The organism is Bradyrhizobium sp. BLXBL-03 (assembly GCF_051853015.1).
GTDB lineage: Bacteria > Pseudomonadota > Alphaproteobacteria > Rhizobiales > Xanthobacteraceae > Bradyrhizobium > Bradyrhizobium manausense.
The window spans coordinates 2,653,716-2,666,854 of the sequence record NZ_CP182470.1 but is presented as its reverse complement, the minus strand read 5'-3'; the positions used below and the strand labels follow the sequence as shown (position 1 = coordinate 2,666,854).

At 60.4% G+C, this 13,139-nt stretch carries 12 protein-coding genes and 1 pseudogene; all 13 read left to right on the top strand.

Features of this window, described 5'->3' with window-relative positions; translation table 11 throughout:
* Positions 1-376: 376 nt before the first annotated feature.
* Positions 377-748 (top strand): annotated as a pseudogene (locus ACNJX9_RS12670) (PRC-barrel domain-containing protein); the annotation flags it as partial.
* A gap of 30 nt (positions 749-778) precedes the next feature.
* Positions 779-1,132, top strand: a complete 354-nt coding sequence (locus ACNJX9_RS12665) for a PRC-barrel domain-containing protein (RefSeq protein WP_283809610.1) — start codon at positions 779-781, stop codon at positions 1,130-1,132.
* A 226-nt stretch (positions 1,133-1,358) separates the two neighbouring features.
* Positions 1,359-2,549 (top strand): DUF1236 domain-containing protein, encoded by a 1,191-nt coding sequence (locus ACNJX9_RS12660; RefSeq protein ID WP_439409078.1) that lies wholly within the window; start codon positions 1,359-1,361, stop codon positions 2,547-2,549.
* A 135-nt stretch (positions 2,550-2,684) separates the two neighbouring features.
* Positions 2,685-3,002 (top strand): co-chaperone GroES, encoded by a 318-nt coding sequence (locus ACNJX9_RS12655; RefSeq protein WP_057751310.1) that lies wholly within the window; start codon positions 2,685-2,687, stop codon positions 3,000-3,002.
* A gap of 648 nt (positions 3,003-3,650) precedes the next feature.
* Positions 3,651-4,046, top strand: a complete 396-nt coding sequence (locus ACNJX9_RS12650; RefSeq protein ID WP_439409077.1) for a hypothetical protein — start codon at positions 3,651-3,653, stop codon at positions 4,044-4,046.
* 55 nt (positions 4,047-4,101) lie between these two features.
* Positions 4,102-4,488, top strand: a complete 387-nt coding sequence (locus tag ACNJX9_RS12645) for a PRC-barrel domain-containing protein (RefSeq protein WP_439409076.1) — start codon at positions 4,102-4,104, stop codon at positions 4,486-4,488.
* A gap of 1,102 nt (positions 4,489-5,590) precedes the next feature.
* A complete protein-coding gene (locus ACNJX9_RS12640) occupies positions 5,591-6,307 on the top strand; it encodes a TMEM175 family protein (protein ID WP_439409075.1) in 717 nt (238 codons plus the stop codon).
* A 303-nt stretch (positions 6,308-6,610) separates the two neighbouring features.
* On the top strand, positions 6,611-8,305 hold the full coding sequence (locus ACNJX9_RS12635) for a thiamine pyrophosphate-dependent enzyme (protein ID WP_439409074.1): 1,695 nt from the start codon (positions 6,611-6,613) through the stop codon (positions 8,303-8,305).
* Between the two features lie 209 nt (positions 8,306-8,514).
* Positions 8,515-8,838 carry a hypothetical protein gene (locus ACNJX9_RS12630; RefSeq protein WP_439409073.1) on the top strand — a complete coding sequence of 108 codons (324 nt, stop codon included), beginning with the start codon at positions 8,515-8,517 and terminating at the stop codon, positions 8,836-8,838.
* A 241-nt stretch (positions 8,839-9,079) separates the two neighbouring features.
* Entirely contained in the window at positions 9,080-9,208 is a 129-nt protein-coding gene (locus ACNJX9_RS12625) for a hypothetical protein (RefSeq protein WP_439409072.1), read from the top strand.
* A gap of 8 nt (positions 9,209-9,216) precedes the next feature.
* Positions 9,217-10,038, top strand: a complete 822-nt coding sequence (locus tag ACNJX9_RS12620) for a universal stress protein (RefSeq protein WP_439409071.1) — start codon at positions 9,217-9,219, stop codon at positions 10,036-10,038.
* Between the two features lie 154 nt (positions 10,039-10,192).
* Positions 10,193-10,600 (top strand): Hsp20/alpha crystallin family protein, encoded by a 408-nt coding sequence (locus ACNJX9_RS12615; protein ID WP_439409070.1) that lies wholly within the window; start codon positions 10,193-10,195, stop codon positions 10,598-10,600.
* A 16-nt stretch (positions 10,601-10,616) separates the two neighbouring features.
* Positions 10,617-13,049, top strand: a complete 2,433-nt coding sequence (gene lon, locus ACNJX9_RS12610; protein ID WP_439409069.1) for an endopeptidase La — start codon at positions 10,617-10,619, stop codon at positions 13,047-13,049.
* The last annotated feature ends 90 nt before the right edge of the window (positions 13,050-13,139 follow it).

Genomic DNA, 13,139 nt, shown 5'->3' with positions numbered 1-13,139 from the left:
ATAACAATCAACCTCGAAGATCATTTCCGCGGCTGTGAAAATGAACTTTCGCGAAGGTATTGGTTACCCACTGCTCCCTTTGGTCTCGCAGCTCGCACGCCATAGCGATTTGGCCGTTAGCAAGCGCGTGTGCAGTTCCGTCGCGACAATGGCGCTCGCGAATGCAGACCCCCATTCGCTTTAGGTGTCCACAAGAGCTGGTTGAGGAAGCCATGCTTGCCGAACCCGGAGCAACGCCGACCTATCTGCAATGACGAGCGTCAATGCAACGAGCGCGATTGTAGCGTAGGTGCTGCAATAGAGTGCAACAATCAGCACCGGGAGCCAAGCAACTGAGCTTCGCAAAGGCAGCCCGGTTGGCAATCGAGGAGACGATATGGTGACCACAATGCAACGCGCATCCGGGACCGAGCGCGGAACTCCACCCTCTCTGATCGCAAGTGACCGCGTGGAAGGAACTGCGGTCTACGACGCACAAGGAAAGCGTATCGGAAAGGTCGAGCACCTCGTGATCGACAAATCCGGAGGTCGCGTCATCTACGCCGTCCTAAGTTTTGGAGGCTTTCTTAGTATCGGCGCGAACCACTACCCGATTCCCTGGCAGATGCTGGATTTCGATGAGGAGCTCGGCGGATACCGCGTGGGCATCACCGAACAGCAACTCAAGAACGCTCCGAAAACCGACCAAGGGGAAAGCTGGGAGCAAGCGAACCGCGACCGCGACGAAGAGGTCTATGCCTATTGGGAGCAACCCACACCAGACCAGACTTCGTCTCTCATATCTAGCGACCGCGTCGAAGGAATGCCGGTCTTTGACCTACACGGCAAGCGCATCGGCAAAGTCGAGCGCCTGATGATCGACAAGCTCACCGGCCAGATTGCCTACGCGATCCTGAGTTTCGGCGGCTTCCTCGGCATCGGCGAGGATCATTATCCGATACCCTGGTCGATGCTGACCTACAACGAAAAGCCCGATGGCTTCCAAGTCGAGATCACCGAAGAGGAGCTCAAGAACGCCCCGAAAATCGAACCAGGCGAGAACTGGGAGCAAACAACTCGAACCCGAAATCAGGACGTCTACGACTATTGGGAAGTCAGGTACTATTGGATTGTCGATTCCGATAATCCGTGAGCATTATCGTTGGCTATGCCCGGCTTTTGCGCCGCGGATCCAATGAAGTGTGAGGCGCTGATCCCGCTTTTGGGCAGGCTGCATCAGATCGCCCGGCACCGGTTGACCGTCGTCATGGTGGAACGAAACGCAGCTGCCTAGATTACCCAATCCCGAAGCGTGGGGGGAACCAACAGGAGATTCTCCCATGAGGATTAATTGGCTTTACACGACAGCGATGGCGTTGGTGATCGGCGCCGGCCCCGCCATTGCGCAATCGCCGGAAGGCACGCAGAAGCGCGAAGAGAGCCCCCGCGCCCAGTCACCAGCATCTCAGTCCAGGGAAATGGACCGTCCAGCCGCCCCGTCGAAGGAGATGGATCGCGGCAGCGCGGCTGATCGCATCAAGGAGCGCGCGCAGTCCGAGTCGAAGGGCGGCGCTAAGGACATGCAGCGCGGCGAGGCCCCGTCACCGACCGAGCGCAGCAAGGAGGCGCAGAAGCCGCAGGACCGCGACTCCAAGGAGCCGACCCGGGAGAGCCAGGATCAGCCCAACCGTGGCGAGCGCGCACCCTCGAGCACGGCGCAGCAGAAGGACCTGCAGCAGGGCCGCGATGCCAAGCCGGCGACCGACCAGAAGCAACAGGCTGAGGAAAAGCGGCGGGGCCGCGAAGGTCAAGCCAAGCAGGACCGCGCGCAGGACGCCACCCGGCCGGCCGATACGAAGCAGCAGCAGACCCAGCAGCAGATCGATCGCGATCGCAAGGAGCCACGCGATCAGGCCGTCCAGCCGCCCAAGTCCTCGCCGCAGCAGAGCTCGCGGCCGGCAGACAACACACAGACCCAGAGGACCGGCGAGGCGCCGGATCAATCGAACCGCCAGACTTCCTCGGGTGCGGTCAACGACGATCAGCGCAGGCAAGTCGTCGATCAGCTGCGGCGCGACAGGACTGCCACCAGCCAGAATCTCAATGTCCAGCTCAACGTGGGCACGCGGTTGCCGCGGGGCGTGCAGGCGCGTCGATTGCCGCCCGATATCGTGCGGATCATGCCGCAATATCGGGACTACGAGTACACGGTGATCGATAATCGCGTTGCCATTATCGATCCGCGGCGGCGCGAGGTCGTCGATATTCTGGACGACGGACCGGGTTACAGCAGGGCGGCCGCTTACAGCCGCGACCGTGTTGTCATCGACGACGACACGCGTAGGCGGTTCAGGGAAATGGTACGCAGCTCCTCGACGACGGTCGGCTCGACCTCGCCTTCAGCCGGCGGAGGCGGAACCTCCGCGTCAAACTGTCTGTCGCTACAGCCGGTGCCGGAAGAGCTGGCGCGCAACCATCCAGAGCTCGCCAACTACCGCTATCTCGCTATCGGCGACCAAGTGGTGCTGGTTGACCCGCAGCAGCAGAAAGTCGTCCAAGTGATCGACTAAGGCTGACTGTTCTCCCTCTCTCCGTTCTTCACGGGGAGAGGGTTGGGGTGAGAGGCTGCAGGTTTCCTGCGTCATTTCGGCCCAGCACGCGCGCATTGCGAATGCCAGAAAAATTCAGCACAGAAGGAGGCCTGCATGAAATTCCGTCCGCTCCATGATCGCGTCGTGGTCAAACGCATCGAAGCCGAAGAGAAGACGAAGGGCGGCATCATCATCCCCGACACTGCCAAGGAAAAGCCCTCCCAGGGCGAAATCACCGCCGTAGGCCCGGGTGGCCGCGATGAAGCCGGCAAGCTGATTCCCGTCGACCTCAAGGTGGGCGACCGCGTGCTGTTCGGCAAGTGGTCCGGCAATGAGGTCGTGCTCGACGGCCAGGATCTTCTGATCATGAAGGAGAGCGACATCATGGGCGTCCTCACCGACGTTCCCGCCGCCAAGAAGGGCGCTGCTTAGGCGCTCAGCCCGCTTCCTCATCCTGAGCAGCCCGCTCCCTCATCCTGAGCAGCCACTTTCTCGAAGAATCATGCCGCAAGCTCAATTCGCATCCTTCGAGAACCCGACGAGCCGCGCGGCCTTTTGGGGTCTGGCTATTGAGATGAGACCACTATGCCAGCCAGGAATTTAGATTCGGCGTTGCTGCCCGCGGACGGGATGCTTCGCGCCTTCGACATTCTCGCCAACGAAAGCCCCCGAAACTCAGGACCGCGTAGTCGAGGCGGAGCGCGGCTCGCGGTATTCCGGCAGCCGTCCCCGGCAGATGACGCGACAACATGCAAAGAAGGCGACAGCGCACTCCGATCCGCCACTTCCCGCTTAGCCGGCGACACTCTGGTTCTGAGGGCGCTCGTGAAGCGCTAATCGAACTCAAGCGAGATCCACGGAAAAATACTGCCGGCAGCTTGACAACGATCAAGGCTCGATCCGCGCGCCGCGCGGAGATTGGTGTGACAACCGAACTGACGCGCGCACGCGTGCTGGCTGCAATGGTCGCCGACACAAATGTGCGTCACCGACGCACTGGTGTCGTCGTCTGTTCAATCCCCATCGCTGGGACGCGCTCGAAAGAAACGGCTCGGATCCATCACAATCAAGGAGACCACCATGAATCGACTTTTCTATTCCGGCGCCTTGCTCCTCGCCATTCTCGGCAGTACCGCCGCCACTGCTCAGAACACAAACGACGCCACTCAAAGCAACAACCCTCACGGGACCCTGAACCCGGCGCAGCAACAGATGGTCAGCAACAGCCTCTCCAGCGCGCCATCGCAATCCGCGCCATCGGGCGCGCAGCCGCAAGTCGGTGACAAGGTTCCGGAGTCGATGTCCGCGCAATCAATGCCGCATGACGTTGCTGACCAAGTCCCCGAGGCGAAAGAACTGCTCTTTGTCAAACTGCCAGACCGTATCCTGCTCATCGACCCCGACACCAAGCTGATATCCGAAATTGTCAACGAGCCGGCCACCACAGGGTCGACGGCCGGTAACCAGGGTCGGTAGGACCACGAGTGCCTCGGCAACGGCCTGGCCCAACTTTGAAGGCGAAGGAGTTCTGATGAACATGCCTCACCTCCCGCTGCTCCTAGTAGCCACCTTGGGCGTCGCCACGCTTTCAATGCAGATCGACCGCGCAGCGGCTCAAGAGATCGGGCTGACGCCTTTGGAGGCGACGGAGGTCGCCAAAGGCTATAATGCCGAGGCACTCAAACTGCGGTCTGTCGTCGGTGACAAGCACGACAGGATAGGAAGAATCCGTGACTTCATCTTCGGCAAAGACGGCAATATCTATGTGGTCGTGGCGGTAGACGATTCGACTGGCCTGTTTGGCCATCTCGTGGCCATTCCACTCCGTCAATTCAAGCTCGACGATTCGGCCGAAGCCGTTCTGCCAGGCGCAAGCCGCACTGCGCTTGCAAAGCTGCCGGTTTATGGCGGGCCCTGACACCGCGGTGGTTGGTGCTCGGCGGATTGTGTTCGCTGATTTACGGGGCGCTCCCGATCGCTATGCCACTGATCGGTGTGGTCGTGCTCACGTGGTGGACGGGGCGCCTATGCGCTCGTATTCGGTATCTCCTTGATCATTCTGTTGCTCCAGCTCCGCCACAGGGATCAGCATGTAGTCACGCTCAATACAGTGGGAACTCCAGCATAGGTGACATTTTTATGACTTCCGCCACACGCAGGTCAGGTCGGCCGGATGGTCCGCCACAGGACCGTCTGGTCAGTAATGCCGAAAAGGCCAATGGCGAAGAATTACTGCAGGAAAGCTTGATCGAAAGCTTCCCGGCAAGCGACTCACCATGCTGGACCGCCTTGACGCGGGTCGGCCCGCCTGACCGAAAAGGCCACCATGTGAAGCGCCAAAAGAAGCGGCTTGGTCTCCCTCATAAAAAAGAGGCGGCCAACCAAGGCTGCCCTAGCCAGACCTACCCAAGGCCCCATTGATTACTTGCTTTGCCTCCTGAAATGCTGGCGAAACGCTAGTGGCTCGAATGTTCAAAGCCACCCAATCAATCTCCGGCAGTGTCGGGTCTGTTCGATAGATCGCGGCGTACCAAAGGGCGGGGTTGTACGTGACCTGGATTTCGTAGCCGCGAAAGGTTTGTTGTTCGGTATGCATGTGAACTCTCCAAAGCACCCGCTCAGAACATGGGGGTCTGGGCGGTGCTCCAAAAGGGCCAAGCAATAGAATTCAAGAAAGGCCAATCAACTAAACCGGGAACAAGAAAGGCAGTAGCCCGCAACGGGCTTTACTCCTCGTAGAAGATGAGGCGCTTGTTCGAATGTTGCTTGTCCAGGAGCAGCGTTAACGTTTACCGCCTACGATGCGCATAGACCCGTTCCAAGAAATGGAAATGCTAGGCGCATGGGCTTTCCTCCGAGACGCGAAATATACCACCAGCTTCGCATGCCTGCGGGCCGGCTGTACTCTGACAGTTATCATTGAAACGCCCGGGATAGGCCCCATTCTTGTTCAGTCCTCCGGTACAGCGCGAGTACTCTTCGTGAAAAATGAAGGCACATCGAGGCAGGATGTTCGTCGCATGGCGACAGCGATGGAAACGTCGCAATGGCCGCAGGTACGGCTATCCGGTACCGATCGATTGGAGACCTTTAGCGACGGCGTACTCTCAATAACGATCACGCTGCTCGTCGCCGAAATCGTCCGGCCCGAACATGCGCCCGGTCAACTCCTGAACAGGCTGGCCGAGCAATGGCCCAGCTACCTCGCTTTCCTCGCGTCATTCTTTTACACCGGAGTCATCTGGCTCAATCATCGCGCGGTGTTTGCCCGCGTGCGCTACTGCGACCGCGGCCTGCATCTTGCCAACCTATTTCTGCTGCTGACATCCGGGCTTATCCCGTTCCCGACCGCGATCCTTTCGTCCTCCATGCAGACCGGCAATGATTTTGATGCAAGGATTGCCGTCGTGCTCTATGCCGCCATCGCCGGCAGCATGTGCCTGGCGTGGCTCATCTTGTTTCACGTTTTGAGCATTCATCCATGGCTCGTCGAGCACCACATCGGCTCTGATTTTTTTCCCAAGGAGCGGTTGCGCGCCATCCTTGGCGTCGTCTGCTACACGGTGGCGGGCGTTGCGGGCCTGTCGGTGCCGAAGCTCGCTTTGGTCATCTTCCTGGCGCTGCCGATCTTCTACGGAATCACCAGCGAAGGCCTCACGGAGACCCGGATCCGCTTGCAGTTTGGCAAGGCCCAGCGCGAGGCTGCGATCAAGCGCGACGCAAACCGCGCCGGATAGCTGCTATGGTGTTTTGACTGCCTCTTCGTTCGCGGTGTGCGCCGCGCTATCCAGTCCTGCCACATCACCGGATCAGACCGGAGTTCCATCGCCCCATGCCAAGCCGGCAAGCAGGAACGCGATCTCCTCCTGAGGCGTGCCTGGCCGGCGTCAGACGGTTTCCAGTAAGATTCGCATTGCATCCTGATCATCCACTTAGCCTGTCGGCTAGGCCAAGTGGCTACGTTGACGCCCGTCAAGGTACGCAAGCGTCGGTCGCAGCATTAAACCTCTCGGGCAAAGGCGAGGCGAAGGGAGCGCAAGATGTCGAAGACGGTTGCGGACGTCCTGGTTGGCGCGCTCGAACAGATCGGCGTGAAACACATCTTCGGCTTGATTGGCGACTCGCTCAATCCGCTTGCTGATGCCGTGCGCCGCAGCAAGGTCGAATGGATCGGCGTCAGGCACGAGGAAGGCGCGGCGCTGGCGGCTGCGGGACAAGCAAAGTTAACCGGACAGCTCGCGGTGTGCGCGGGCACGACGGGTCCGGGCAGCAACCATCTTGTCGCCGGCCTCTATGAGGCTTGCCGCGATCACGCACCAGTGCTGGCGCTCTCGGGCGATATGCCGCGCAAATTCCATGGCACCGACTACATCCAGACCACCGAGCCCGATCTCCTGTTCCGGGACGTGTCGCTTTACACAGAAACGATTGCGACCCCGGCGCAGGCGGGTGCAGTGATCCATCAGGCGATCGCTGCGGCCTATGCAGGGCCTGGAGTCGCGCATCTGACGCTCCCGCAGGATGTGCTGGCCACGACGGCCGAGGGTGGGGTTGCCAGCATCGCCACCCTCCAGCCGCGGCCGGAGTTTGCGGCAAACGAGCAGGACGTCGCCGAGATGGCGCGCCGAATCGATGCCGTCGACCGCATCGTGATCATGTGCGGCGCCGGCTGTCGCGGTGCGACCGAAGAGTTGCGGAAGCTCTCGGACCGTCTCAAGGCGCCGCTGGTCCATTCGCTGCGCGGCAAAGAGTTGATGGCCTATGACGATCCCCGCTGGATGGGCGGACTCGGCATCATCGGAACCAAGCCGGTCTACGAAGCCGTGCAGGATTGTGAGCTCTTGCTGATGGTCGGTACCGACTATCCTTATTCCAACTTCCTGCCCGACAAAGATAAGGTGATACAGGTCGACGTGCGACCGCAAGTTCTGGGCAGGCGCGCGCCGACGACGCTTGGCGTCACCGGCTCTGCGCGGCCAACGCTGGCGCTGCTGCTCGGCAAGGTCGCCCCCAAAATTGATGGTCGTTTCTGGGACCGGGTTACGCGAGAACGACGCAAATGGGACGAGATGCTCGACAAGCAGGCTGACCTGCGCCGCAGCAAGGACAACCTTCATCCACAAGTGGTGGCGCGCGCAGTCAGCGATCTCGCCCACCCAGATGCGGTCTTCGCTCTGGACACCGGGCTGAATACGCTGTGGTCTGCCAACTGGATCCGTCAGACCGGCTCGCAGCGGATTCTCGGCTCCTTCAACAATGCTGCCGTCGGGACGGCCCTTGGGCACGCCAACGGCGTGCAGGCCCTGGAACGGTCGCGGCAAGTGATTGCGCTGATAGGCGACGGCGGCTTCAACATGCTGATGGGCGAATTCCTCACGGCAGTCCAACATAAGCTGGCGGTCAAGGTCGTCATCTACAACAATTCATCGCTCGGCCTAATCAGGCTCGAGGCCGAGAGCGTCGGTCTCGTGCCGTTCCGCCGGGCGATCGAATTTCCCAATCCGGATTTTGCCGCGCTGGCGCGGGCCTGCGGAGGGCACGGCTTCCTGGCAAAGACTCCGGCGGAACTGATGTCGGCACTGCCGGAGGCATTTGCCGCCGAAGGACCGGCAATCGTGGACGCCGCCGTGCTCGCTGACGAGATGCCGAACGTGCCCCATGTTGATTTGGAGCAGGTCGGGCACTTTGCGCTGGCCAAAATCAAGGAGGCGGTTCTCGCCGTAACGGGCGGCTAATGCGATCGAACACTCTTTGCATTGGTCATCTGTTCGAGCGGGACCGCCTGGTAGACGATTGTCAGTGAGGCCGACTCTCAGCGTGGCTAGCGTCGAGCCAGCGAGGCTGCCGTCAGCCCGATCACGACTGCCTTACATGCGGTTGCGATCGACGCGACCGAACCATAGTTCGAGGTGGCCGTTCGACACTCATGTCTACGGAGAGGTCCATGACCGGCACCAAGAGTCCACCGACGATCGAGACATCCAACCCGCGAGATGGCAAGCTCGCCAGATGGGCGATCATTTCCGTGCTGATCGCACTGCTCGTCGCGGCCTGTGTGCTCGGCTATCTCGGCTGGACCAGTACGGATATCCAGGTGCCGGAGTCCGGCTACGTCGCCCTGGTGATGGGCGTGGTGTTCTCGCTGGTAGTCGGCGTCGGCTTGATGACGCTGGTATTCTACAGCAGCCGCGGCGGCTATGACGAACCGGCAGCGCTGATCAAGCCGCTGGAGAGCGATGACGACGACGAGCGCGTGAGACCGAACTGAGACCGCGCAGGCAGCCAGCCGCGGACGGCGCGTAGCAGAAATTGAGCCTTGTCAACGCATGCGGCTCATCCTTCGGCTAAATTGCATTATGCGACTCCTCACGTCGCTTGCCCTTTCCCGGGCCCCGACTTGGACCGCCGGCGAAAGCCGCGCGGTCCTTCTTTTACCGAGTGCCGTTGACGACCATCATGGTCCTCCCGGCGAAGACTTTTACTATTTGCTAAAGCGAAAGGATCACGCCATGGCGACCCTGTCTGCGGCAACTGAGCGGGCTGAGTGCATCCAACTGGCTGATCTCAAGGACGCAGTCCAAGCTGACCTGCTGTCGATGGACCTGATCACCTCTTACGCGCTTGAACTCAAGCTGTGACGAACGCGATGATCAAGGACGTCATGCTCCGGCTGGACGGGACATCTGCCGATGACGCGCGCCTGGCCGCCGCCGCCCAGATTGCAGCACTGTTCGACGGCCATATCACCGGATTGTTTTTCAATATCGTTCGGGACGAACTTGAAGGCGGCGGCGCCGACCAAGCCGCGAAATCGAAAGAGGCCGCAAGGCAGGCCGGCGACGCCACTGAAGCCATGCTGTTCCAGCGTCTCACACGCTTGCAGCATTCAGCAAACTTACGTCGCTTCGACGTGCCCGGCGATCTTGATATGGCCGAGACCGCATTGCTGATGGCGCGCACCGCCGACACATTTGTAGCGCTCCGGCCGAACGATCGGTCGAATGAGCCGCATGACCTGATGGACAATTTGCTTTTCGGCACCGGACGCCATCTGTTTCTCGTTCCGGATGACTGGACGGGTTTGAAGCCCCTGGACAACGCGATCATCGCCTGGAACGGCAGCCGAGAGTCCGCGCGCGCCGTAGCGGAGGCCCTGCCCTTGTTGCAAGTTGCGAAAAAGGTTGGCGTGCTTGTAGTGGAAAGCGAGCGCCAAACCAGAGCGGATCCGCTGAAGGCCAACGACGCCGTACAACACCTCCGGCATCATGGCATCGATGCCGTCAAATATCGCGCGGTCGGCGAGGAAGACGATACGGCAGATATCCTGGTCGAAGAATGCCGCAGCCTCGGTGCGAACCTGTTAGTGATGGGCAGTTACGGTCACTCAGGCTTGCACGAATTGCTACCAGGCAGCACGACCACCCGGATTCTGCGCATCGCGCCGCTTCCCTTGCTCATCGCGCACTAGCTCCATCGCCGATCTTACGGCTCGACTCGCGATTGACGGCTGTCAAGGTTGGTTCGCGCGGCGCGTCATAGGGTGTCCCGACAGGAAAACCGATTGGAAATAGCTGGACGGCAGAAAGCCTAACGTGCTTTCGGCTTAGCTCGGGAACCTATTCATGGCCGCGATCGATCCAAAGGCGCTGATGTGGACCAGGGCATGTGAACTGATCGATCGCGCCGAGCGATTGCACCGCCAGTTCTTCCGTCCGACTGCGGAGTCAATCGGCGACGCAATTTGGGAACCGCCAGTCGATATTGTCGAGACAGAGTCCGATATCCTGGTCACCGTTGCTCTCCCCGGCGTTGACGAGAATGCCGTGGAGGTCTCGGTTGGAGCCGACAGCGTTCTCGTGGTGGGATTGCGGCGTCCGAGCGCGATCCCGCGCGGGAGCCTCGTTCATCGGCTCGAAATTCCCTATGGAAGGTTTGAACGGCAGATAAGTTTCACCGGCAGGCGGCTTCAGCTTAGTGAGTCCGAACTGGCCTTTGGCTGCCTCTCGCTGAGGTTCAACAAACAACCGTAGATGGAAGGACGGCTCCATGCCTGATGCGACCGGCAATTCGAGCGCCGCGGCCACTCAAAGCCATCCCGTCATTCCGGATGATGCTACGATCATCCTTCCCATCCGAAACACGTTGCTTTTTCCGGGCGTTGTGTTGCCGTTAACGATCGCCCGACCGTCCTCAATCGCGGCGGTGCAGGAAGCCGTTCGAGGCGCACGCAAGATCGGCCTGTTGCTGCAGGACGATCCCAATATCGACCAGCCGGAGCCGGAGCAACTGCGGCGCGTCGGCACCATTGCCGAGATATTACGCTATGTCACCTCGGAGCTAACCCACTACGTTATCTGCCGCGGACTACGACGATTCCGTGTGGGAGAATTTCTCACGGGCTATCCATTTCTGGTAGCGCGGGTCAAGGAGATCGGCGTATCGGAGGTGATCACACCCGAGATTGAAGCGCGGATGCATCTGCTCAAAACGCGCGCGCGCGAGGCGATTCAGCTGCTACCGAACCTGCCGCAAGAGATCGGCCCTGCGATCGAAAGCCTGGAGTCACCGTCCGCGCTCGCCGACTTCCTCGCCGGGATCATCGACATACCGGTCGCCGAAAAGCAGGATCTGCTCGAGACCTTCGACGTCACTCAGCTTCTTGACAAGCTGCTTGGGCTGCTAGCGAAGCGAATCCAGGTGCTGCAACTTTCGAAGCAAATCGGTGAACAAACCGAACAAACCCTGTCATCGCAACAGCGCGAGCACATTCTTCGCGAACAGCTTCGTCACATCCAGAAGGAGTTGGGCGACGACGACCCGAAATCCGCGGAATTGAAGGAGCTGGGAGAAAAAATCGACAAGGCCGGCATGCCAAAGAACGCTGAGGAGCAGGCCCGGCGGGAACTGAAGCGCCTTGAACGGCTACCCGAGATAGCCGCCGAGTATGGCATGGTGCGGAGCTATCTCGAATGGCTCGTGGAGTTGCCGTGGTCAAAGTGCGATCCCGAGCGCATTGATGTTGATGCAGCGCGACAGATCCTCGAAGAGGATCACTATGGCATCGAGAAGGTAAAACGTCGTATTCTGGAATATCTGGCAGTACGCAAGCTCAATCCGGAAGGCAAGAGTCCCATTCTTTGCTTCGTCGGCCCTCCCGGCGTCGGCAAGACGTCGCTCGGCCAGAGCATCGCGCGCGCAACCGATCGAAAGTTCGTGCGTCTCAGCCTCGGCGGCGTACACGACGAGAGTGAAATACGCGGACACCGCCGCACCTACGTGGGCGCATTGCCCGGCAACATCATCCAGTCGATCAACAAGGCCGGCACTCGCAACCCGGTCATGATGCTGGACGAGATGGACAAGTTGGGCGTTGGATTTCACGGCGATCCCGCCGCCGCACTGTTGGAAGTTCTCGATCCGGAACAAAACGCGACGTTCCGCGACAACTACCTTGCCGTTCCCTTCGACCTTTCGAAAGTCCTATTCATCGGCACCGGCAATGTGCTGGACAACATTCCTCCCGCGGTACGCGACCGGATGGAAGTCATCGAAATGCCAGGCTACATTGAGGACGAGAAGCTGGCGATCGCGAAACGCTATTTGATCAAACGTCAGTTGGCATCGGCCGGCCTCAGTGAGGGGCAATGCCAGATCGACGATGACGTCCTGCGGGCAGTCATCCGCGATTATACGCGCGAGGCCGGAGTGAGAAGCCTCGAGCGTCGGATCGGCGCGCTTTGTCGTCACGCCGCGATGCTGATTGCCGAGGGCAAATCGACGCGCGTCGTCATCGCGGTGGCGGATCTCCAGAGCATATTGGGACCGAAGCGGTACGAGCCGGAGACTGCCATGCGGACCAGCGTGCCCGGTGTGGCGACCGGGCTCGCTTGGACTCCTGCCGGAGGCGAAATACTGTTCGTCGAGGCGACCAGCATTCCCGGCCGCGGCAATCTGATCCTCACCGGTCAGCTTGGCGCGGTGATGAAGGAGAGCGCCCAGGCTGCACTGACGCTGGTGAAGTCGCGCGCCGTCGAATTCGGCATCGACGCAAAAAAGTTGCAGAAAGCCGACGTCCACGTTCACGTTCCGGCCGGCGCGATCCCGAAGGACGGTCCAAGCGCGGGCGTGGCAATGTTTATGGCGCTGACGTCGCTTCTGACGGGGCGCACAATCCGTAGCGACACGGCCATGACCGGCGAAATCTCGCTGCGCGGCCTGGTGCTTCCAATCGGCGGCGTGAAAGAGAAAGTGCTGGCGGCGATCCAAGCCGGTATCGCCACGGTCATGCTGCCGGCGCGCAACCGCAAGGACATCGAGGACGTGCCCGAAAAAGCGCGCAAACAGATTCGATTCGTCTGGCTTGAACAGGTCGACGAAGCTGTCGAAGCCGCCTTTGATCCTCCGCAAACCGACCAGCAGAATCTGCCCGGGATGACGCACGCGACCACGACGGAACGGCGGGCGGCGCGGTCCCGCTAACAGACCGGTCTGGCGGCCTGTGGCCGGGCATTTGCCCCGCAAATTTGCCTCGCAAAATTGACCGACGTCATCGTAGTGCCCGGCAATCTC